At 67.1% G+C, this 22883-nt stretch carries 17 protein-coding genes; 10 read left to right on the plus strand and 7 right to left on the minus strand.

The window, feature by feature from the left end; all coding sequences use genetic code 11:
- Positions 1–154: 154 nt before the first annotated feature.
- The 7 genes from rpmB (at position 155) to IFT63_RS15565 (ending at position 10411) form a co-directional block, all read left to right on the plus strand.
- The gene (gene rpmB / locus IFT63_RS15535) at positions 155–391 is read left to right on the plus strand and encodes a 50S ribosomal protein L28 (RefSeq protein WP_019185625.1); all 237 of its coding nucleotides are present in this window, start codon (positions 155–157) and stop codon (positions 389–391) included.
- 10 nt (positions 392–401) lie between these two features.
- Positions 402–566, plus strand: coding sequence for a 50S ribosomal protein L33 (gene rpmG / locus IFT63_RS15540; RefSeq protein WP_042613882.1), 165 nt, complete (start codon positions 402–404; stop codon positions 564–566).
- Between the two features lie 112 nt (positions 567–678).
- Positions 679–2097, plus strand: coding sequence for a cardiolipin synthase (gene cls / locus IFT63_RS15545; protein ID WP_192085016.1), 1419 nt, complete (start codon positions 679–681; stop codon positions 2095–2097).
- 16 nt (positions 2098–2113) lie between these two features.
- Entirely contained in the window at positions 2114–3532 is a 1419-nt protein-coding gene (locus tag IFT63_RS15550; RefSeq protein WP_042613881.1) for an FAD/NAD(P)-binding protein, read from the plus strand.
- Positions 3533–3541: 9 nt separating this feature from the next.
- On the plus strand, positions 3542–5731 hold the full coding sequence (gene uvrD, locus IFT63_RS15555; protein WP_192085017.1) for a DNA helicase II: 2190 nt from the start codon (positions 3542–3544) through the stop codon (positions 5729–5731).
- Positions 5732–5747: 16 nt separating this feature from the next.
- Positions 5748–6074 carry a low molecular weight protein tyrosine phosphatase family protein gene (locus IFT63_RS15560; protein ID WP_192085018.1) on the plus strand — a complete coding sequence of 109 codons (327 nt, stop codon included), beginning with the start codon at positions 5748–5750 and terminating at the stop codon, positions 6072–6074.
- 353 nt (positions 6075–6427) lie between these two features.
- Entirely contained in the window at positions 6428–10411 is a 3984-nt protein-coding gene (locus IFT63_RS15565) for a hypothetical protein (protein WP_192085019.1), read from the plus strand.
- Between the two features lie 14 nt (positions 10412–10425).
- Here IFT63_RS15565 and IFT63_RS15570 read toward each other — a convergent pair whose 3' ends face one another.
- Positions 10426–11139, minus strand: coding sequence for a ThuA domain-containing protein (locus IFT63_RS15570; protein ID WP_192085020.1), 714 nt, complete (start codon positions 11137–11139; stop codon positions 10426–10428).
- A gap of 129 nt (positions 11140–11268) precedes the next feature.
- On the opposite strand from IFT63_RS15570, the gene IFT63_RS15575 reads away from it, so the two are divergent.
- Entirely contained in the window at positions 11269–11715 is a 447-nt protein-coding gene (locus IFT63_RS15575; RefSeq protein WP_192085021.1) for a universal stress protein, read from the plus strand.
- A 159-nt stretch (positions 11716–11874) separates the two neighbouring features.
- On the opposite strand, the gene IFT63_RS15580 is transcribed toward IFT63_RS15575, so the two are convergent.
- Together IFT63_RS15580 and IFT63_RS15585 are read right to left on the minus strand one after the other, a co-directional pair.
- A complete protein-coding gene (locus IFT63_RS15580) occupies positions 11875–12117 on the minus strand; it encodes a hypothetical protein (RefSeq protein ID WP_192085022.1) in 243 nt (80 codons plus the stop codon).
- Between the two features lie 16 nt (positions 12118–12133).
- The gene (locus IFT63_RS15585; RefSeq protein ID WP_192085117.1) at positions 12134–12418 is read right to left on the minus strand and encodes a DUF2782 domain-containing protein; all 285 of its coding nucleotides are present in this window, start codon (positions 12416–12418) and stop codon (positions 12134–12136) included.
- Positions 12419–12517: 99 nt separating this feature from the next.
- Between IFT63_RS15585 and polA the strand changes: the two genes are divergently transcribed.
- Positions 12518–15295, plus strand: coding sequence for a DNA polymerase I (gene polA, locus IFT63_RS15590; protein WP_192085023.1), 2778 nt, complete (start codon positions 12518–12520; stop codon positions 15293–15295).
- A 290-nt stretch (positions 15296–15585) separates the two neighbouring features.
- Here polA and hemF read toward each other — a convergent pair whose 3' ends face one another.
- From hemF to IFT63_RS15610, 4 genes are all read right to left on the minus strand, one after another.
- Positions 15586–16482, minus strand: coding sequence for an oxygen-dependent coproporphyrinogen oxidase (gene hemF, locus IFT63_RS15595; RefSeq protein ID WP_192085024.1), 897 nt, complete (start codon positions 16480–16482; stop codon positions 15586–15588).
- Positions 16483–16553: 71 nt separating this feature from the next.
- Positions 16554–17837 carry a hypothetical protein gene (locus IFT63_RS15600; protein ID WP_192085025.1) on the minus strand — a complete coding sequence of 428 codons (1284 nt, stop codon included), beginning with the start codon at positions 17835–17837 and terminating at the stop codon, positions 16554–16556.
- Between the two features lie 38 nt (positions 17838–17875).
- Positions 17876–18439, minus strand: coding sequence for a hypothetical protein (locus IFT63_RS15605; protein WP_192085026.1), 564 nt, complete (start codon positions 18437–18439; stop codon positions 17876–17878).
- 69 nt (positions 18440–18508) lie between these two features.
- Positions 18509–20878, minus strand: a complete 2370-nt coding sequence (locus IFT63_RS15610; protein WP_042613871.1) for a S9 family peptidase — start codon at positions 20876–20878, stop codon at positions 18509–18511.
- Between the two features lie 607 nt (positions 20879–21485).
- Between IFT63_RS15610 and IFT63_RS15615 the strand changes: the two genes are divergently transcribed.
- Positions 21486–22883 carry a cytochrome ubiquinol oxidase subunit I gene (locus IFT63_RS15615; protein ID WP_192085027.1) on the plus strand — a complete coding sequence of 466 codons (1398 nt, stop codon included), beginning with the start codon at positions 21486–21488 and terminating at the stop codon, positions 22881–22883.

Here is a 22883-nt window from a genome sequence, read left to right on the forward strand (position 1 = left end):
AGGACAGCGTAACCCTTTGATTCTCTTGACGTGTGATGGGCAACCATCGAGGCCGCCGTCGCCCGGGCTACGGGCTGACAACATGTGCGGATCCTTCCGCAGAAGCTCGGCCTTCCCTGGCCGGACTTTCAATACAAACTTATCGAGGTGCGCAATGTCCCGCGTATGCCAAGTTTCCGGCAAGCGAGTGCAGACGGGTAACAACGTCTCGCACGCAAACAACAAGACCCGTCGTCGTTTCCTGCCCAACCTGCACGAGCGCCGCTTCTGGGTCGCCAGCGAAAACCGCTGGGTCAAGCTTCGTGTTTCCGCGCATGCACTGCGCACCATCGACAAGAACGGCATCGACTCCGTTCTGGCTGAGCTGCGTTCGCGCGGCGAAAAGGTCTGAGGAGTAAATCATGGCAGGCAAGCGCGACAAGATCCGTCTGATTTCGACGGCCGGTACCGGCCACTTCTACACGACGGACAAGAACAAGAAGAACACCCCCGGGAAGATGGAATTCCTGAAGTACGATCCGGTCGTGCGCAAGCATGTCCCGTACAAGGAAGGCAAGATCAAGTAATCCGCCAGGATGCTTGAGCTTCCCCAATGAAGAAACCCGCCGCGAGGCGGGTTTCTTTTTTGCCGTGGCCCAGCCCGTGGCAGAATGCGGCTTCCTTCGGGCAGGTGGCGCGATGCTCTTCGAGTGGATGCTGGGATCATGGCTGCTGCTGCTGGACTGGCTGATCCGGCTGGCCGCGCTGTTGTGGATCCCCGCCCGCACCACGCCCGGCGCCGCACGCAGCTGGCTGCTGCTGGTCGGCTTCGTGCCCTTGCTGGGCCTGCCGCTCTATCTGTTGTTCGGCCATCCGTGGCTGTCGGCCGAGCGCCTGCGCCGCCAGGCCGAAGCCTCGCAGGTGATCCGCGAAGAACAGGCGCTGCAGGCGGCCCTGCGCTGGCAGCCGGACGCGGACACCACCGTCGCCGAAATGGTGCCACTGGTGGAGCGGCAGGGCGATTTCATGCCGGTGCACGGCAATGCACTGGACCTGCTGACCGGTTACGACGACTCGCTGGCCCACCTGATCGCCGACATCGACCAGGCCGAAGAGCGCGTCCACCTGCTGTATTACCTGATGTTCGACGATACGGTGGGCGAGGCCATCGTGGAGGCGCTGCAGCGTGCCGCCGCGCGCGGCGTGCACTGCCGCCTGCTGCTGGATGCGGTAGGCGCAAAGCGTGGACTGCGGGCCTACCGCAAGCGCCTGATGGCGCGCGATATCGATGTCCGCGCGATGCTGCCCGGTGGATTGCGCTGGCGCCGCAGCGGGCGCATGGACCTGCGCAACCACCGCAAGATCGCCGTCATCGACAACAAGGTCGGCTATATCGGCTCGCAGAACCTGGCCGATGCCGGCTTCGTGCGCGGCCGTCCGAACCGCGAGCTGGTGGCGCGGGTGCGCGGTCCCGCCGTGGCCCACCTGGAAGCGGTGTTCGCCAGCGACTGGTACATGGAAACCGGCCAGCGGCTGGAGGTGATGGCCGATGTGCCGGTGTGCTGCGAAGACGTGGCCACCCAGCTGCTGCCCAGTGGCCCGGCCTACCCCTTCAGCAACGCGCGCGATGCGGTCAATGCGTTGATCCACCTCGCGCGCCGGCGCATCGTGCTGGTCACCCCGTACTTCGTGCCCGACGAAGCCACCCTGAGCGCGCTGCGCATCGCGGCCCTGTCCGGGGTGGATGTGCAGCTGATCGTATCGGCCACCAGCAATGCACGGCTGACCGCGTGGGCGCAGGAAGCCTACTACGATGAACTGCTGCGCAGCGGCGTGCGCATCGCCTTGTACGAACCCCATTTCCTGCATGCCAAGCACCTCAGCGTGGACGAGGACATCGCCCTGTTGGGATCGATCAACCTGGATATCCGTTCGTTCGCGCTGAATGCCGAAATCGGCCTGCTCTGCTATGACCGGAAGATCGTGCGCCAATTGCTGGATATCGAGGACGATTACCTGCGCAACTCGCGGCCCTTGGAGCTTTCGCAGTGGCGCAAGCGCCCCACCTGGCGGCGCAGCCGCGAAGGCATCGCGCGGCTGGCCGATGCGCTGATGTAAAGGCGCTGGCCCACGCATCGCCTACAATCAACGCATGAACGATACAGCGACTCCGCACCGCATCGACCTGGCCATCATCGGCGGCGGCGCCGCCGGTGCGCTGACCGCCCTGCATCTGCTGCGCCACGCCAGGACACCGCTGCAGGTCCAGCTGTTCGAGCCGGCCTCGACCCTGGCCGAGGGCATCGCCTATGCCACGCCGGCACCGCAGCACCTGCTCAATGTGCCGGCCGGCCGGATGAGCGCGCTGCCGGACCAGCCCACCGATTTCACCGGCTACCTGCGCCAGGTCGACGCCTTTCCGCAGGATGACGATGCGACGTTGGCGGGCCGCTTCGTGCCGCGCCGGCATTACGCTGCCTACCTGCGCCAGCGGCTGGCCGAAGCCGAGCAGGCCAGCAGCGCGCAGCTGCAGGTGGTCGCGCAGGCGGTGCTGTCGCTGCGCCAGCAGGACGACATGGCACGGCTGCAGCTGGCCGACGGCAGCGCCGTCGATGCCCGCCAGGTGGTGCTGGCCTGCGGCAACAGCGTACGGCCGATTCCGCTGGCTGGCGCCGATGCCCTGCCGCACGAGTCGATCGCCGAGGCCTGGGATTACGACGGGGTACGGCTGCTGGCGGGTGACCAGGCGATCGGCATCATCGGCTCCGGGCTGAGCATGGTGGACAGCGTGGTGGCATTGTTCGCGGCGGGCCAGACCGGCGTGCTGCACGTGTTTTCGCGTCACGCGCTGATGCCGTTGCCGCATGCCCACGGCGCGCCCGCCACGTATGATCCGCAACCGCTGCTGGCGATGGGGCTGCGTGCGCGGCTGCACACGCTGCGCCGGCATGCCCGCGAGGCCGCCGCGCAGGGCATTCCCTGGCAGAGCGTGATGGAGCGCATCCGCCCGCTGGGCAAGGCCCTGTGGCAGACCCTCGATGAGGCTGACCAGCGGCGTTTCCTGCGCCACGTGGTACGGCATTGGGACGTGCACCGGCACCGTATCGCTGAAGAGGTCCATATGCAGCTGCGCGATGCGCTGGCCGATGGCCGCCTGCAGCTGCACCGCGTGCGCCTGCAGGGTGTCGTGGAAACCGAGGCGGGCCTGCGCCTGGCCGCTTTGTCGCACGGCGCAGCGGTGCAGTGGGACCTCGGCGCGCTGGTCAACGCCACCGGCGTGGAGACGCGTGCGCAGGGCCTGCGCAATCCCTTGCTGAGGCAATTGCTGGCTGAAGGCATCGCGCGCCCGGGGCCGCATGGCCTCGGCCTGGACAGCGAGGCAGCAGGTGACCGGTTGATCGATGCCGACGGCACCGCGCATGGCGCCATCGGCGTGCTGGGCAGCCTGCGCATCGGCACGCTGTGGGAGAGCCTGGCCGTGCCTGAACTGCGTCAGCAGGCCGAAGATGCGGCACGCCACGCGGTGCGGGAGCTCGAAGCAGCGATGCCGTAAAATGGGGGCATGGATGTCTCCCACCTGCTTGATGGCCTGAACCCGGCCCAGCGCGATGCCGTGTCCGCCCCCCCTGGCCACCACCTGGTGCTGGCCGGCGCGGGCTCTGGCAAGACCCGCGTACTGACCCACCGCATCGCCTGGCTGCACGAAGTGTTCGGCGTGCCGACCCATGGCATTTTCGCGGTCACCTTCACCAACAAGGCGGCCGGCGAGATGCGCCACCGGATCGACGCGCAGCTGCCCAGTGGCAGCCGTGGCGCCTGGATCGGCACCTTCCACGGGCTGGCCAACCGGCTGCTGCGCCTGCACTGGGCCGAAGCCAGGCTGCCCGATTCCTTCCAGGTGATGGACTCCGACGACCAGCTGCGGCTGGTCAAGCGCGTGGTGCAGGCACTGGAGCTGGACGACGGCAAGTATCCACCCAAGCAGATCGCCTGGTGGATCAACGAACAGAAGGACGAGGGCCGCCGGCCGCAGCACATCCAGCCCGAGCCGAATGACGCCTGGCTGGACACCATGCGCCAGGCCTACACCGAATACCAGGCGCGCTGCGACCGCGCCGGCCTGGTCGACTTCGCCGAACTGCTGCTGCGCGCGCATGAACTGCTGCGCGACAACCCGGCCCTGCTGGCGCATTACCGTGCCCGCTTCCGCGAGATCCTGGTCGACGAATTCCAGGACACCAACTCCATCCAGTACGCCTTCGTGCGCGTGCTGGCCGGCGACACCGGGCATGTGTTCGTGGTCGGCGACGATGACCAGGCCATCTATGGCTGGCGCGGCGCGAAGGTGGAGAACGTGCAGGGCTTCCTGCGTGATTTCCCCGGGGCGCAGACCATCCGCCTGGAACAGAACTACCGTTCCACCGCCAACATCCTCGGCGCGGCCAACGCGGTCATTTCGCACAATCCGGACCGCATCGGCAAGGAGCTGTGGACCGACAGCGGCGACGGCGATCCGATCGACCTGTACGCGGCCTACAACGAGATGGACGAGGCGCGTTACATCGTCGAACGTGCGCGCCAGTGGGTGCGCGACGGCGGCAGCCATGGCGAAGTGGCGGTGCTCTACCGCAGCAACGCGCAGTCGCGCGCGCTGGAAGAAGTGCTGCTGAGCGAGCAGGTACCGTATCGCGTCTACGGCGGCATGCGCTTCTTCGAACGCGCCGAAATCAAGGATGCGCTGGCCTACCTGCGGCTGCTGTCCAACCGCAACGACGATGCGGCCTTCGAGCGTGCGGTCAATACCCCGACCCGTGGCATCGGCGACCGCACCCTGGACGAGGTGCGCCGGGAGGCGCGCGCACAGGGCATTTCGCTGTGGGAAGCCACCATGCTGGTCACCCAGGGCAACGCGCTGGCGGCACGCGCGCGCAATGCGCTGGCCGGCTTCCTGGTGCTGGTCAACGAGCTGCAGGCGCAGACCGTGCACATGACCCTGGCCGAGCGCATCGACCACGTGCTGGCGCGCTCGCTGCTGCGCGAGCACTGGAGCAAGGAAAGCCGCAACGCGCTGGACTCCGAATCGCGCACCGACAACCTCGACGAACTGGTGTCGGTAGCCTCGCGCTTCGTGCGCCGGGCCGACGATGTCGAAGAAGTGGAGGACATGGACGAGCTGGTCGCCTTCCTCGCCTATGCCGCACTGGAAGCGGGAGAAGGACAGGCCCAGGCCAACGAAGACGGGGTGCAGTTGATGACCCTGCATTCGGCCAAGGGCCTGGAGTTTCCGCTGGTGTTCCTGGCCGGCATGGAAGACGGGCTGTTCCCGAGCGCACGTTCGCTGGAAGAAAGCGGGCGGCTGGAGGAAGAACGCCGACTGGCCTACGTCGGCATCACCCGCGCCCGGCAGAAGCTGGTGCTGTGCTACGCCGAATCACGGCGCATCCATGGCCAGGACAACTACGGGGTGCCGTCGCGCTTCCTGCGCGAGATCCCGCGCGAGCTGCTGCATGAAGTGCGGCCGAAGGTGCAGGTGTCGCGGCCGGCCTCGCTGGGCGCCAGCCGCGGCGGCGGGCATGCCGCACTGGAAGCACCGCCGCTGAAGCTCGGCACGATGGTCACCCATCCGAAGTTCGGCGAAGGCATGGTCACCGATTACGAAGGCAGCGGCGCGCATGCACGCGTGCAGGTGGAGTTCGCCGATGCCGGCAGCAAGTGGCTGGTGATGGCCTACGCCAACCTGACCGCGCTGTAAGCTCGGCGGCCGCGCATTGACCCGCCACGTGCTGTTCCTGTGCAGCCAGAACCGCCTGCGCAGCCCGACGGCCGAGCAGGTGTTCGCCGACTGGCCCGGTGTTGAAACCGCGTCGGCCGGGCTGCTGGCCGATGCGGACGAACTGCTGGGGCCTGAGCTGCTGGAATGGGCCGATCTGGTGTTCGTGATGGAGCGCGCGCACCGCACGCGGCTGTCGGCACGCTTCGCCCCCTGGTTGAACGGCAAGCGCGTGGTGTGCCTGGATATCCCGGATGACTACGACTACATGGACCCGGTGCTGGTCGAACTGCTCAAGCGCAAGGTCAGTCCGCACCTGCGCTGAGTGGCCGGCGTGGACGCATCGTGTCTCCATCTCCCCGGGCGGGTGACGGTGTCATCTGACCAGCGCCGCATTTATGAAAGCTTGCGCCTATGGCTAGAGGCAGTATTTGCTTCTTGTTCATGGAAGGAAGGCATATGCCCGTGGGTGGCACCTCGTCGCAGACAACGCCCGCAGTGATTCGAGACGGGCGCCATCCAGCCGATCCTCTGCAGGAGCGCGCTGCGGGGAACGCAATCAGCGACGTGCATGTCCGCAATGCGGCACCCGTCCGCATCCGCCATTGGTCTGCGCCAACCGCCACTGCACGGGTATCGGCGGAACGCTGCCTGCCTGTTGCCGGATCACCCGATGCGATGCGCCAGTCGACCACCCTGGGCATGTTCCATCGCGCGATGGACGCGGTGCGCCAGACATTGCAGACGGGAGATGCAGCGGCGAGCGGGCGTGCCGCGGCGGCACTGCTGGACAATGGCGTGCATCGGCGGCTGATGCTCGACCTGGAGCTTTCTTCCGCCACGCCGGAGTTCCGGCAAGCCGGCGTGGACGCCAACCAGTACTTGCTCGAGACCGTGACGGGCCTGGTAAAGGAACAGGTGCTTGCGGCAGGCAAAGTGGTCGACTATCTACTGGATCCGGCACCGGATGGACGCAGTGCACCCTCCACCAGACGCTATCTCCGTGATCCGGAACTTGGCGCGGCCTACGTCGCGTTGCTCGATACGCTGCATGAAAGAGACACTGGCAATGCAGCCCTGACTGCCCTGCGTGCGCGCGCGCGCGGCAATCTGGTGCCAGCGGGGCCGACGGACCCGCCCCGGCGCACTTTGCACGAGACGCTGCAGCAAGCCTGCGAGGCAACCTGTCCGGTACGCCTGGCAACGCTGGAGTTTTCGCTGCTGCGGCGTAGCGTGGACGCCAACATGCCAGCGCTCATCACTGCTTCCGAAGCAGAGTGGGTAGGCCGCATGGTGGCGATGGAGTTCCAGCGCGGTGGGCCCGGCGGTCTGCGCGACAGCCCGTTCTTCCAGTCCACGCCATCACGGGCGCACTCGCTGGAATCGCAGAGGCGCGATGCCCTGGCCACCTACACGCGAGAAATAGGTGGCCTGCGACGCGCGCAGGGAAACCTGCTGCTTGCCGATATCCAGAACGAATATGTAGCTGCTGTCGCCGGGTCGGGCCCTTCGCTGTCCAGCATCCAGCGCGGTGCGCTGCTGCGGCAGCTTTCCGGAGAAGCCGTGCAGGGAGTCGACCAGCTGGTTCATCTGTTCCATCCCGATGCAGATTCCGATGCGAAAGGTGACGGCCAAGGCCCGGCAGCGGCCCGCGCATGGACCGGCGCCGGCAGTCGTCCCGCCGCGCTGGTTTTCCTCGATGGCGCAGACTGGAGGGTGAAGGAAACCGGGGACACCGGGCTCAGTGCGATGGAGGCCAGCCTGTCCCGCGTGTTCCAGCTTACCGGCCTGGCCGCGCCGGACGCGCGCGTGATGGCAGCGGACGCCTCGCTGCCGGGCGACAGCCAGCGCTTTGCTTCGCGTTACGAACCCAGCTTCAAGGATCTTGGCAGCTACCTTGACTCGCCTGCCGCCGAAGCGCTGGCCGCCGCAGGCGATGAAGGTGCCCGGCTGCGTTATGCGCAGCTGCGTGGCGACCATGCAGCGGCTGTTTCCGCCTGCGATGCGGTGCTGCAGCGCGCCGGGGTCGCGCATTTCTGGCAGGTGCAGGACGCTGGACTGCAGGCCGAACACGCAGCGGCCGACAGGCAACGATTCGATGCGCTGGAGGCGATGAACCGCTTGCTGCCGACCGCGGTGCGCAGCGACCAGGTCCGCCATTTCATCGCCTCGCGATGGCTCGGCAACTGGGATCATCTCAACTTCCGGATGGAGAATTTCGGCTACGCCGAGCGCGATGGACAGCCCGTGGCGATGACCGTGGATTTCGGTTCGTGCGGGCCGCTTGGATTCGCCACGCTCGATGCGCGCAGGGTGATGCTGCCCAAGCAGGTCAGTGGCGATATCGCCATGCTGCAGCGGCCCGCCTCGCTGTTTCCGATACCGGATGCCTTCGTTGAGAACGCTGCGGAGTTCGATGCCATGGCGGCAGATCCCGGCCGGTTGCATGACACGCTGGGCTGGCCCTATGGATTCCAGTCGGAGAGCGTCGCCGAGCTCATGCGTGCGCCTGCCGTGCCCGACCCGGCCATTGCCGATGCGATGGCTGAAATGGGTTATCGGCTCGCGCTGGTTCCTGCAATGACCGTGCATGCGGTCGTCGGCGCAGGATGGCAGGTTCCCGCTGGCGCGCCGGAAGGCCACTGGCCAGACGCCGCACGGATGGCCGGCACCCTGGTGCAGCGCCGGCAGGCCCTGCTGGCACAGTATGCGCCAGCGCAGATCCGCGACTGGATCAGCGCCGACCCCGAGCGCGCCGCGCGGGTCCGGCAGCAGATGCTGGACGGCATCGGTGCTGCCTTGGGCGGTGATGCCCACCCCATGGCCCTGCAGGAACACATCAACGCCCTGCACGCCGGGCATCAGATGCTGCTGGACGGCGATCTTGCCCCGGTGATGGGTGACGCCACGGCGCACGCTCCCAATGCCACGACGGCACGGATCAGGACGCTGCAGCAGCTGCATGACTGCAATCGAAGACTGGCGGCCGCGCTGGACACCAACGAGGAGAGGGACATCCGTGCGATCGGCGAAGAACTGTTGTCCCCATTGTTGTTCGGGCAGCTGTTGAGGGACCTGGAACTGGGTCCGGGCTCGGATGCTCTCGGGCACGCCAGCTTCGAGGCAAACCGCGATTGGCTGTTGCTGGTGACCCGCCTGGTGGACGCGGGTCACCTCGATGCCACGCGGGTCACGCGCTGCCTGTTGGAGCCGTTCGAAGGATCCGTCTATCCGCCCAACGTCGGCGCGCACGCCCATGGCGACCCCGCGCTCGGGATGGCCTTCATCGAGCTGCTGGAGACCCTGATGGCCAGATCGGCGGAGATCACCCCGACGATGCTGCGCGAGGGCCTGCTGACGGCGAAGGAGAAGGGCTATCCCAACTATTACGCCGCGTTGGCGGCATCAGGCGCATCGATCGCGTGGGATCGTCGCCTGCAACAGGCCGAGCTGTTGCCGGGAAACGCGGAGTACATCCGACTGCGGTCGTGGCGCAGCTGGGCGGCGAAGAAGCTGTCCTACGAGCCGCGCCGCAGTGACGAACCGATCAGGGTCGCAGCGGACGCAGGACAGCGCTCCGCGTTACCGCTGCGCGCCCTCGTGCAGCATGTCGAAGGCGCGTATGGTGTCCGCCGCATGATCGAACTGGAGCTGCCCGTCATGCGCGGAAACCTGCACATGAAGCTGACCAGCCATGCCGAGGACGAGGCGTTGCAGGCGCTTGTGCATGACACCGTGGAAGGCGCCTGGAAGGAGGCGCTGGAAAACAACCGGCTTCCACGCAACGCCCCCGTGCCGCCCGGGATGATCGAAAAGCTCAAGAGCGAAGCACTGGACGACTACCGGATTCGAATGAGAAACCTGCGCAAAGCCGACGCCGAGCTACGGGTCCAGGCCGGTGAGCGGCGCTACACGGACGCGGTGCTGGCGCAGCCGGGACTGTCGCTGCCGGACAGGCGTCAGTTGCTCAAACAATGTGCCGCGGAGATCGAGGTCGACATCCGCAACATGGTGCGTGACGCTGGCGGCACCGGCAATGAGGCCCTGGATGCAGTGGGCATCGGCCAACGCGCGCAGCAGCACGCGGCTGCCACCGCTGGCGACATGGCAGCCCGTGCAGCGGCCCAGGCGCAGCGGGATGCGCAGGTACAGGCCGAACAGCAAGCGCGCAGCAAGGTCAGGGAATCCGCTCAGCGGGCATCCGCCCGTGCTGCTGGAAGCGCTACCCGCGCTGCGGCTCTTGCCGCCTCCTCGCAGGCAAATGCGCAGGCAAGTGCGCAGGCCCAGGCCACCGCGCACAGAGAGGCCGAACGTCGCGCAGGTGCAAAGGCCGCCAGCGAAGCCTCGGCCCGCGCCACGCGTGATGCGATCGTCCAAAGCCGCGGATTCAAGAACGAGGTTGAAACACGCCTTGCAATGCTGCGCAGCCCGGATGTTGCCGGCGGCTCCGCGTCCTCTGTCAGGCACACCGATGCGCAGCTTGAAAGGCGCCTGCGCGCGCTGCGGGAAGACAGCGCCACGGCCAGGCTGGAACAACGATTGCGGGCGCTCAGGGAAGGCTCTCCACGCGCAGAGGCGGCGCCTGGCTCCCGCCCCGGGCGGCAACGCACCCGGCAATACGTGGACCCTCACAGCGGCGCGTCGGGCAGCGCGACCCGATGACCCGCAGGCTGCCGTCAGCAGTGCGGGGACGCTCCGCTGGCGTAGGCCAGTCCCCGCCGCAGCATCGCGCGTACATCGGGATCGGCGTACACCGCCGCATCGTGGCCGAAGCCGGTATACCAGCTTCGGCCGCGGCCCATCGGCCGGCACCAGGTGATGGGATGGTCATCGCCCATCGTGCCGCCTTCGTAGCCTGCTTCATCCACCGTGGCCAGCACCTGCACCCACGGACGTGGATTGCGGCGATAGTTGTAGATCTCATCGGTGATCGACCACTGCACGCCCTCATGGCCCTGGCCGTGCAGCGTCACCCGCGCAGATTGCAGGCCGGGTGGATGCTTGTGGAACCAGGCACCGACCAGTTCGCCATAGAACGGCCAGTCGTATTCGGTATCGGCTGCCGAATGCAGTCCGAGGAAGCCGCCGCCACGTTCGATATAGGCCTGGAGCGCGGCCTGCTGCGGCTCATCCAGCACGTCACCGGTGGTGTTGGCGAACACCACGGCGCGATAGGCTGACAGTCCTTCGGCAGTGAATACGCCGCTGTCTTCGCCGTGCACCACCCGCAGTCCCTGCTCGGCGGCCAGCGATCTGAGCGTATCCACGGCCACCGGGATGGAATCGTGGCGGAACTTGGCGGTCCGGGTGAAGACCAGGACCGCATCGTCGGCAAAGGCCGGCCAGGGGAGCAGCAACAGGGCCAGGCAGCAGGAGATGAGGGTGCGCATGCGGCCGATTCTGGCACGTACCGCCCGCTGCGCCATGCTGCACTGCATTGATCGTGCTCAAGGCGCGGCCTGCACGCGGGGTATGTAATGCTCTTGTCCCCACACGGCGGATCACCAAGGAGCCCGGCCATGTACAAGCGCATCCTGATTGCCACCGACGGGTCCGAACTGTCGGAAAAAGGCCTGATGAAGGGTCTGGAGCTGGCCAAGGACCTGGACGCGGAGGTCGATATCGTTACCGTATCCGAGCCTTGGGCCGTTGGCATGTATGACGCCATGGGCTGGAGCGTCGGCTACATGAACAGCCCGGAATACAAGGCCGACCGCGAAGAGGCCGCGCAGGAGATCCTGCAGCCCGCGCTGGCCACCGCGCAGGCGCAGGGCGTGCGGGCCAACGGCGTGCACGTGCTGGACCGCTATGCGGCCGACGGTGTGATCGACGTGGCCGGCGAGCGCAGCTCGGACCTTATCGTGATGACCTCGCATGGCCGGCGCGGTATGACCCGCGTGCTGCTGGGCAGCCAGACCGCCGAAGTGCTCGCGCGCAGCAGCATACCGGTGCTGGTCATCCGCTGAGACAGCGTTCCCGGGGAGGGGACCCGGCGTCGGTCACAGGAAGCGGCCGGCGCCGTTCTGCTGCCTTGTGGGTGGCGCCCGGCGCGGTTGTGGGTGACGACCATTGGTCGTGGTGGGTGACGACCGTTGGTCGTCACGCTGTTGCCAGCCGCGCCACGCTCAGTCGCGCAGTTTCAGGGTCTGCGATTCGTCCAGGCTGCCATCGGCCTGCAGCACCACGTAGCGCTCGCCACTGCGGTCGAACAGCACCGGGATCGGATCGCGGAACAGCGGCCGCCGCACGAAGCGCAGCTGCCAGCCGAAATGTTCCAGGGTCTGCACGGCGGACAGCTGCTCGGCCGTCAGCCCCTGGCGAAGGGCGGCCTGGTCGATCGGCAGGTTGCGGCGTTCTACGTTGTTCATTTCGAAAAAACGTGCATCACCAGCTGTAGAGCTTCCAGTACACCGGCGACACGCCGTCCTTGGAATCATCCATGCGGCCATCGCCGTCCTGGTCGTACATGAAATAGGGGGCACCGCGCAGCGGGGTCACCTTGACCATGCGCAGCTGGCCCGCCACGCGGTACTCCTCCAGCACGTCGCCGTTGTCCAGCGTGCGCTTGGCGATGTCCGCACCGGCCACGTCGACCGGCGGTGCACCGGCGCCACCGGAGGTCGCGCAGCCGGCCAGCAGCAGGGCCAGCAGCAGCGGCGCGGCGAGCATCATGGGTTTCATGGGCAGGAGTCCTTGGCCGGGTGTGTAGGGGATTATGCCCCAGCCGGCGTGACCGACGTGCAGGCGCGGGGCGCGTAGAATCGTCGCATGAGCAGATTAGTCCTTATCGACGGGTCCAGTTACCTGTATCGCGCGTTCCACGCGCTGCCGCCGCTGTCCAATCCGCAGGGTGAACCGACCGGCGCGTTGTTCGGCGTGGTCAACATGCTGCGCGCAACGCTGAAGGAGCGCCCCGCCTACGTGGCGTTCGTGGTCGATGCGCCGGGCAGGACCTTCCGCGACGACCTGTACGCCCAGTACAAGGCCAACCGCCCGCCGATGCCGGACGAGCTGCGCAGCCAGGTCGAACCGATGTGCCGCATCGTCGACGCGCTGGGTATCAGCATCCTGCGCATCTCCGGCGTGGAAGCGGACGATGTGATCGGCACGCTGGCCCTGCAGGGTGTGGCGCGCGAGCTCAGCGTGACCATCTCCACCGGGGACAAGGACTTCGCCCAGCTGGTGCGCCCGGGCATCGAACTGGTCAACACCATGACCGGCAGCCGGATGGATTCAGACGCTGCGGTGATGGAAAAGTTCGGCGTGCGCGCCGACCAGATCGTCGACCTTCTGGCCTTGATGGGCGACGCCGTGGACAACGTGCCGGGCGTCGAGAAATGTGGCCCCAAGACCGCCGCAAAGTGGCTGGGCGAGTACCAGCACCTGGACGGGGTGATCGCCGCCGCGCCGACCATGAAGGGAAAGATCGGCGAGAACCTGCGCGCGGCGCTGGAACGGCTGCCGCTGAACCGCGAGCTGGTCACCATCCGTACCGACGTGGCGCTGGAAGCCGGGCCGCAGGACCTGCCGCTGCGCGAGCGCAACGTCGAGGAACTGCGCGAACTGTACGCGCGGTACGGCTTCACCCAGGCGCTGAAGGAACTGGAAGGCAGCGCGGGCTTGGCACCGTCGCTGGCCAGCGAGACGGTGCCGAGTCTGCGCGGCACCGCGGCTGGATTCGCCCGGGGTGGCGGCGAAGATGCGCCGGTGGCTGATCTGGACCCGTCGCTGTCGTTGCCGGGCGAGTACGAGACCGTGCTGGAGCCGGCCCAGCTGCAGGCCTGGATCGAGCGTTTGCAACAGGCCGACCTGGTCAGTTTCGATACCGAAACCGACGCCCTGGATGCGATGCGTGCACGGCTGGTGGGCATCAGCCTGGCGGTGGAGCCGGGCAAGGCGGCCTATATCCCACTCAACCATGACTACCCCGGCGCGCCGGCCCAGCTGCCGATGCAGCAGGTGCTGGATGCGCTGCGCCCGGTGCTGGAAGACCCGGCGAAGAAGAAGCTCGGCCAGCACGGCAAGTACGACCTGCACGTATTGCGTCGGCATGGCATCGAGGTGCGTGGATACCACGACGACACCATGCTGGAAAGCTTCGTGCTGAACTCCACGGCAACCCGGCATGACATGGATTCGCTGGCGCAGCGCTACCTCGGCTACACCACGATCAAGTTCGAGGACGTGGCCGGCAAGGGCGCCAAGCAGATTTCCTTCTCCCAGGTGGGCATCGACGAGGCCAGCCGCTACGCTGCCGAAGATGCCGATGTGACCCTGCGGCTGCATCGCGCGCTGGCGCCCCAGTTGCTGGCGCTGCCGTCGCTGGACCAGGTGTACCGGGAAATCGAAATGCCGTTGGTACCGGTGCTGGCCAGCATCGAAGCCAATGGCGTGCAGGTGGACGTGGCCGAACTGCGCCGCCAGAGCCAGGACCTGTCCACCCGCATGCTGGCCGCGCAGCAGAAGGCCACCGAACTGGCCGGGCGCAGCTTCAACCTGGATTCGCCCAAGCAGCTGCAGGCGGTGTTGTTCGACGAACTCAAGCTGCCGGCCCTGGTGAAGACGCCGAAGGGCCAGCCGAGCACCAACGAAGAAGCCCTCGAAGCGATCGCCGAACAGCACGAGCTGCCGCGGGTGATCCTGGACTACCGTGGGCTGGCCAAGCTGCGCAGCACCTACACCGACAAGCTGCCGGAGATGGTCAACGCCGATACCGGCCGGGTGCACACCAGTTACCACCAGTCCGGCGCGGCCACCGGGCGGCTGTCCTCGTCCGATCCGAACCTGCAGAACATCCCGATCCGCACCGACGACGGCCGCCGCATCCGCCGTGCCTTCGTCGCACCGGAGGGCAAGCTGCTGCTGGCCGCAGACTACTCGCAGATCGAACTGCGGATCATGGCCCACCTGTCCGAAGACCCGGGCCTGGTACGGGCCTTCGAACAAGGTGCGGACGTGCACCGCGCCACCGCCGCAGAAGTGTTCGGGCGCAGCCTGGAGGAGGTGACCAGCAACGAACGACGCGCCGCCAAGGCGATCAACTTCGGCCTGATGTACGGCATGAGTGCGTTCGGCCTGGCACGCAACCTGGGCATCGACCGCGGCCAGGCGCAGGATTACGTTGCGCTGTATTTCAGCCGGTATCCCGGCGTGCGCGACTTCATGGAACGCATGCGCCAGCAGGCACGCGAGCAGGGCTACGTGGAAACCCTGTTCGGCCGGCGCCTGTACCTGAACGACATCAATGCGCGCAACCAGGGCCTGCGTGCCGGTGCCGAACGGGCGGCCATCAACGCACCGATGCAGGGCACCGCCGCTGACATCATCAAGCGGGCGATGGTGCACGTGGACGGCTGGCTGAAGGCGTCTGCGGCGCCGGCCAGGATGATCCTGCAGGTGCACGATGAACTGGTGTTCGAGTGCGAAGCCGGATTCATCGACGAGCTGCGTACGGCGGTGGTTCTCCATATGTCGCAAGCGGCCCAGCTGAAGGTGCCGCTGGTGGTCGATACCGGACACGGTCACAACTGGGACGAAGCCCATTGAGTCGTGTTCAGCACCTTATGCCGCTGAATGGGTTAATCGACGTGATTTAGCTGACTAAATGATGAATATTCTGGTGGGGGAGGTTGGCTAAATGGGCCGCCTTCACGATTCATCAATGTTCGGAGTGCTTCCATAGGCTCCAACAGGCGCAACGCCTGTTGTGGATCTCTCCCATCCCCTGGAGCAGATCTCGGAACGGGGGCTCCTCCCCAAGCACCCGTTCCCCGGCCCCGTTGACCTCCCCCTGGTCAGCGGGGCTTTTTATTTGGGGCGTCTGCAGGGCCTCGCCGTTACAGCCAGTCGCGCGGCACCAGGTAGTCGGCCAGTCGCGCTTCGGCGCTGCCGGATTCGGGCTGGAAGCCGTACTCCCAGCGCACGCGTGGCGGCAGGCTCATCAGGATGCTTTCGCTGCGGCCGCCGCTCTGCAGGCCGAACAGGGTGCCGCGGTCGTAGACCAGGTTGAACTCCACGTAGCGGCCGCGCCGGTACAGCTGGAACTCGCGCTCGGCATCGCCGTACGGGGCATCCTTGCGCCGCGCCACGATCGGCAGGTAGGCGTCCAGAAAGCCATCGCCGACCGCGCGCAGGTAATCGAAGTCGCGCTCGAAATCGCCATGCAGGTCATCGAAGAACAATCCGCCCACGCCGCGCGTCTCGTTGCGGTGGCGCAGGAAGAAGTACTCATCGCACCAGCGCTTGTGCGCCGGATAACGCTCGGCGCCGAACGGCGCGCACAGGTCATGCGCGGTCTGGTGCCAGTGCCGTACGTCTTCGTCGAAGGGGTAGAACGGGGTCAGGTCGAAGCCGCCGCCGAACCAGCTGGCCACCACCTGGCCGTCCCGTTCGGCCTGGAAGAAGCGCACGTTGGCATGGGTGGTGGGCACCCGCGGATTGAGCGGGTGGAACACCAGGGAGACGCCGGTGGCGCGCCACGAGGCGCCGGCCAGCTCCGGCCGGTTGGCCGAGGCCGAAGGCGGCAGGCGGCTGCCGGCCACGTCGGAAAAGCCGATGCCTGCCTGCTCGAACACGGCGCCATCGCGCAGGATGCGGGTGCGCCCGCCGCCGCCTTCGGCGCGCTGCCACAGGTCTTCCTGGAAGCGGGCCTGGCCGTCGACGCCTTCGATGGCGGCGCAGATGCGGTCCTGCAGGTCGGTGAGGTAGGCGCGGACGCGGTCGAACTGGTTCATGCGTGCAGTTTAGCCGGTGCCCGCCGCCCGCTGCAGCGCTGGTAGCGCCGAGCCACTCCCGGCCGATGCCATCAGCGCTTGTGGTTGCGCGTGCGCGACGCTGCCGGCGCGTCGTCCTTGCTGCTCTCCTCGGCGGCGTCCTGCAGCGCCCGGCCCAGTTCCATCAGTGTCCAGTTGCGCGTGGCCACCACATCGCAGGCCACGTGACGGCCGCTGCGGTCGGCCTCGCACAGCTGCTGCAACTGCCCCCTCGCATCCACCTCGGCGCTGTTTTCCTGTGCGCTGGCCAGGTTCTCGCAGCCTTCGCGCACGCCCGCGCGGCATACCTGCAGGTAGCTGCCGGCCGCCTTCACCCAATTGCCGGCCAAGGCCTGCTGGTTGCCCAGTGTGTTGCAACCCTGCAGGCTGCCGGCCTTGCAGCAGGCTGCGGCGCCGTCCCCGCTGGCGGCCTGCGGGCAGTCCCGTGGCAGCGGCACGACGTTGAACACCACCGCTTCGGCACACTGCGCCTTGCCACCGGTACGCTGGAAAACCCGCATCCGGGTCCACTCGTCCATGCCGACCAGGCGCCCGCCGGGCAGGGTCTGGAACACGAAGTCCCCGCCCTTGTCGTGGCGCAGCCGGATCGCGCCGTCTTCCAGCCGCGCGCGCGCCTGTGCGCCCAACCCCAGTCCAACCAGGCCGCCGTCGCCGAAGTCCAGCGTGTCCAGCAGGCCGCCCTCGCTGCGATACTCGCCGCACGGCACGGTGGTGGCCGGCTGCGGCCGCGCCGCGCCACCGAGCGCCTGCAGTGGGGCATGCAGCTCGCAGCCGCGCTCATCGCCGCTGCGGCAGCTGAGCTGCAGCGCCGCCACGGCCTGCGCGAAGCCACCGGCTTTCCACTGTTCTTCGGCGACCTCGCGGCAGAAGTCGCCATGCGGATGCGCCACGCAGAACGACTGCAGCGCCTCCAGCCGGGCCGTCGGCAACACGATCTCACGCTGGTCGAACACTCCGGTCAGCGCCATGCCCATCGCCTTGGACAGCGCCGCCTTGGCCGCCACCTCGCAGGCCTGCTCGTCGTAGGCGGGGTCGGCTTCCTTGCACACTGCCGGTTCCTGCAGGTCCGGGTCGTCGTTGGGGGCGCGGGTGTCGGCCTGCCGCGCCTCGCTGGCCCATTCGCGCAGCAGGCCGCTGCAGGCCACGCCGGTGCCCTGCTCGCACCATTGCTGCAGGCGCGTTGCATCGGCGCTGTACAGCTGGTTGCCACAGGTGGCCTCATCGTAGACAGCACAGTCCTGTGCGCTGGCCACGGCAGTGGCGGACAGAAGGAAAAGCGCGGTGATCGCGCGCAGCGGCAACGTCATCACTGACATGCAGACTCCGGGGGAAAGGAAAGAAGGAAGAGGGAAAATCAGTAGCGCGAACGGATGTCCGGGCGCATCAGCCGCCATGCCAGCCAGCCCTGCAGCACCGCGAACAGCACGCAGCTGCCGAGCACGGTGGCAGTGAACAGGATGCGCTGGGCATTCAGCGCCTCGACCACGTCGGCCTCGCCGAGCATGCCGATCAACACGGCGGCGACGCGATCCATCCACCACGCCACGCCGATGTTGCCGATGCCGGTGATCACCAGCAGCCAGACGAAGCTCAGCAGTCCCCAGCGGGTGCCCTTGTACAGGCCCCAGCTGGAGACCAGTGACGGCACGCAGGCCGCGCCCAGCAACAGGCTGGTGGCCACCGGGTGGGCCAGCATCCAGCGCAGGCTGGGTGGCCACCCGCTTTCCTCGGCCAGTTCCACCAGCATCTGCCAGGGCTGGCTGGCGCCGATCGGCCAGGCCACCAGTGCCTGCAGCAGGAACCACACGATCATGGCCATGCAGACCAGCAGGGTGGTCAACGCGATGGGGCGCACGAAATCGGTGCGCGGGGATGTGCCATGGCCCGGCGTGGCCAGGGAAGGGGGGCGCTGTGACATCCGGTGTCCTTGCAGGGGGAGACGACGCCAGCCGGGTCGTGCCGATCGCAACCGGCACGCCCCGCTGGATTACTTCACGTTTTCGTTGAACAGCTTGAGGATGCGCTTGTACTGGTCCAGCCAGGAATCGGCACGGGTGTAGCCATGGCGTTCCAGCGGGTACGGCGCGATGGTCCAGTTGTCCTTGTGCAGTTCGATCAGGCGCTGGGTCAGGTTGACCGAATCCTGGAAGAACACGTTGTCGTCCATCATGCCGTGGCCGATCATCAGGTGGTCCTGCAGGTTCTGCGCGTACTCGATGGGCGAAGAAACGCGGTAGGCCTCCGGGTCGATGTCCGGCGTGTTGAGGATGTTGGCGGTGTAGGCGTGGTTGTAGTTGTGCCAGTCCACCACCGGACGCAGTGCAGCGCCGGCCTTGAACGTGCCCGGCGAACGGAACAGCGCCATGAAGGTCATGAAGCCGCCGTAGGAACCGCCGTAGATGCCGGCGCGGTCGCGGTCGCCCTGCTGGGTTTCGGCCAGCCAGTCCAGCCCATCCTTGTAGTCTTCCAGCTCCGGGTGGCCCATGTTGCGGTAGATCGCGGTACGCCAGTGGCGGCCGTAGCCCTCGCTGCCGCGGTAGTCCATGTCCAGCACGATGTAGCCCTGCTGGACCAGCAGGTTGTGGAACATCTGTTCGCGGAAATAGGCCGGATAGCGCTGGTGGACGTTCTGCAGGTAGCCGGCGCCGTGCACGAACATCACGATCGGATACTTCTTGCCGGGTTCCTTGTTTTCCGGCTCGTAGTACTTGGCCCAGACCACGCCGGCACCGTGCTTGGACGGCACCGCCACCAGCTTCGGCTGGATCCATTCGCGTGCCTTGAATTCGGCGCTGCGGGTGTCGGTCAGCACGCGCGCCTGCCCGCCTGCGGTCGGCACCACGGCCAGCTGGGCCGGCAGATAGGCACCGGAGTAGCGCACCAGCAGCTGCTGGCCATCCGGGGAGACGGTGAAATCCTCCACGCCGTTGAGGCTGGTCAGCTCGCGTACCTGGCGGCTGGCCACGTCGACGCTGCACACTTCATAGTCGTGCGGGGCCTGCTGGTTGCACAGGAAGTAGAAGCCCTTGCCATCGGCCGACAGTGCCGGCGCGGAGGTCTCCCACTTGCCGCTGGTCAGCGCCTGCGGCTTGCCGGTGCCGGCCTGGGTGTACAGGTGCGAGAAACCGGATTCCTCGGACAGCAGCCACAGCGTGCGGCCGTCGGCCATCCAGCCGTAATCGTTGAAGCCCCAGTTGATCCAGGCCGCATCGGTGAGCCGGTGGCGGCTCTGCAGGCGGCCATCGGCCGCGCCCACGCTGACGATCCAGCGGTCCTTGTTGTCGTTGGCGCGCAACATGATCGCGGCCTGCTGGCCATCGGCGCTCCAGCGGATGCCGCCGCCCATGAAGTCGCTCATCAGTTCCAGCGGGCGGTTGCCCTTCAGCGCGTCCTTGCCGGCCTGCCTGCGCAGGCTGGCCAGCGGATCGGTGCCGATACCCGGCAGCGCGTCCAGCGACACCTTGTCGACCTTGCCGGTGCGTGCATTGACCAGCCAGAAGGTATGCGGTTCCGGCTCATTGCGGCCGACGCGGGTGCGGGTGTCTTCGGTTTCTTCGTAACCGGATTCGGTCACGTACAGCGGCATCTTGCTGGTGCGACCTTCTTCGAAGCCCTTCGGCTTGGTCACCACCACCAGGTGCACGCCATCGGGCGACAGCACGCTGTCGACGATCTCCACGTCGGCACCGAGGAACACCGGACCCGGCGCGCGGGTCGGGTCGGTTTCGCGCCAGCGCTGGTCCTGTTCCTTCAGGGCTTCGCGCTGTTCGCGGTCGCGGCGCAGGGTTTCCAGCGTGCGCAGCTGCTGCTCGCGCAGGGTATCGGCCTTGGGCGCGTCGGACGGATTCTTCTCCGCCTTCAGGCTGGCCACCTGGGCCACGCCCTTCGCGGCGGTCCAATGGAACCAGTTCTGTCCGTTGCGCCAGATCACCCCGCCGTCGGTGGCGAAGTTGATGCCGCTGGAACGTTCGTTGCCGCGGGTGAGCTGGGTCAGCGCGCCGCTGCGCAGGTCGCGCACGAAGACATCGCCGTTGCGGGCGAAGGCCATGCGGCTGCGGCTGCTGTCATAGACCGGATCGGCCACGTCCAGGCTGCCGCGCTGGTCGTCGGCCACCTGGGCGGCGACGCCCCCGCTGAGCGGCTGGCGGAACGTGTCGCGGACCGGGCTGCCCTTGCGCTTGAGCTGGTATTCAACCTGCTGGCTGTTCCAGGACCACCAGGCGCGTTCCACCGGCGGCCCGATCCAGTCGGGGTCGGCCATGGCCTGTTCGATGGTGATCGGGGTCGGCGCGGCCTGAACGGCCGGAGCGGCCAGCAGGGCGGACAACAACAGGGACAGCGGCAGCACTCGGGACATGGACGGGACGCACCGTGGAGGAGAAAACCGGCCAAGGGTAGCAGCCCCTCCCCGGCAGGGGCTGGCCCACAGGTCATGGAAGGGCTGGTTTGCTCTGGGACGGCGACGGGCGGGTGGGCTGTCCGGGACACGCCGCAAGTACGTCCTTGTAGGCTACTGTTCGGCTCCTGCCTCACAGTGTCCCCGACAGCCCACCCGCCCGTCGCTCTGACAGTTCCCGTGGCCGCCAGCAAGCAAGCGGTAGCGCCGACCCATGGTCGGCGGAGACCATCAGATCCTGTTCCCCCAACGATCCGCCGACCATGGGTCGGCGCTACCAGAGCCGCATGTTCCAAGGCTGCCATGGACCTGTCGAAGGTGGGGCGGGGTGGGTTGGCGGGGGCGTTGAGCGCCATGGATGGCGCGAAACGAGGCCCGCAGGATGCGGTTGTTGCCGTTCCCCGCCAACCCACCCCGCTCCACCAACACGCAGCCCTGCACGCTTTTGATGTTGCTGGCACCCCGCGACAAAGTGAAGCAGCGCGTCACCCGGTCGCATCCCTTCTTCACGCAAATCCACCCAGACTGGTCCGGTATCCCCACCCGCGCCCGGCAGGAGGTCGTCCCCTTGGACGCATTGCTGTTGTCCCGTTTCCAGTTCGGCTTCGTGGTCAGTTTCCACGTGCTGTTCCCCGCCTTCACCATCGGCACGGCCAGCTGGCTGGCGTTCGTGGAATGGCGCTGGCTGCGTACCCGCAACCCGATCTGGCGCGAGCTGTTCTTCTTCTGGCAGAAGATCTTCGCCGTGTCCTTCGGCATGGGCGTGGTCAGCGGTATCGTCATGGCCTTCCAGTTCGGCACCAACTGGCCGCGCCTGATCCAGGTGGCCGGGTCGGTGATCGGCCCGCTGCTCACCTATGAAGTACTGACCGCCTTCTTCCTGGAGGCCAGTTTCCTCGGCGTGATGATGTTCGGCTGGGGCCGGGTGTCGCCGCGGCTGCACTTCCTGTCCACCTGCATGGTGGCCCTGGGCACGCTGGTGTCCACCTTCTGGATCCTGGCCTCCAACAGCTGGCTGCATACCCCCGCCGGCTATGAAATGGTCAACGGCATCGTGCATCCGGTCGACTGGTGGAAGGTGGTGTTCAACCCGTCTTTCCCGTATCGCCTGACCCACATGGCGCTGGGCTCGTTCATCACCACCTGCTTCGTGATCGGCGGCATCGGCGCGTACTACCTGCGCCGCGGCGTGCACGTGGAAGCGGGCCGCCGCATGCTGACCGCCGCCGTGATCTTCGCCGCGATCACCGTGCCCGCGCAGATCTTCGTCGGCGACATGCACGGCCTGAACACCCTCAAGCACCAGCCGATGAAGATCGCGGCGGTGGAGGCGCACTGGCATGACACCGCGCCAGGGGAGGGGGTGCCGCTGGTGGTGTTCGCGCTGCCCAACGAGGAACAGGAACGCAATGATTTCGAGGTCGCCATCCCCACGCTCGGCAGCCTCATCCTGACCCATTCACGCGAGGGAACCATCGCGCCGCTGACCTCCGTGCCGGCCAGCGAGCGGCCGCCGGTCACCCCCGTCTTCTTCGCCTTCCGGATCATGGTCGGGCTGGGCACGCTGATGCTGCTGCTGGCGCTGGTGTCGGTCATCGCCCTGTGGCGTGGCAGGCTGCTGCAGTCGGGCTGGTTGCTGCGTGGCTGGAACTGGATGTTGCCCAGTGGCTTCATCGCGCTGGTGTCGGGCTGGTTCGTGACCGAAATGGGGCGCCAGCCGTGGGTGGTGTACGGCCTGCTGCGCACCGCCGATGCGGTCGGGCCGCAGAGCGCATGGATGACCGCGCTGTCGCTGGGCGTCTACGTGGTCGGCTATGCCTTCGTGTTCGGCTGGGGCATCTGGTATCTGGTGAAGATCCTGCGGCAGGGCCCCAGGCCGCATGAAGACGGCCCCTCGCTGGATGGCGGCCACCACACCCCGGCGCGTCCATTGTCCGGCGCGGATGAACCCCTGGAGGAGCGCTGA

This window comes from Stenotrophomonas sp. CFBP 13724, from assembly GCF_014841975.1.
GTDB classification, from domain to species: Bacteria; Pseudomonadota; Gammaproteobacteria; order Xanthomonadales; family Xanthomonadaceae; genus Stenotrophomonas; species Stenotrophomonas lacuserhaii.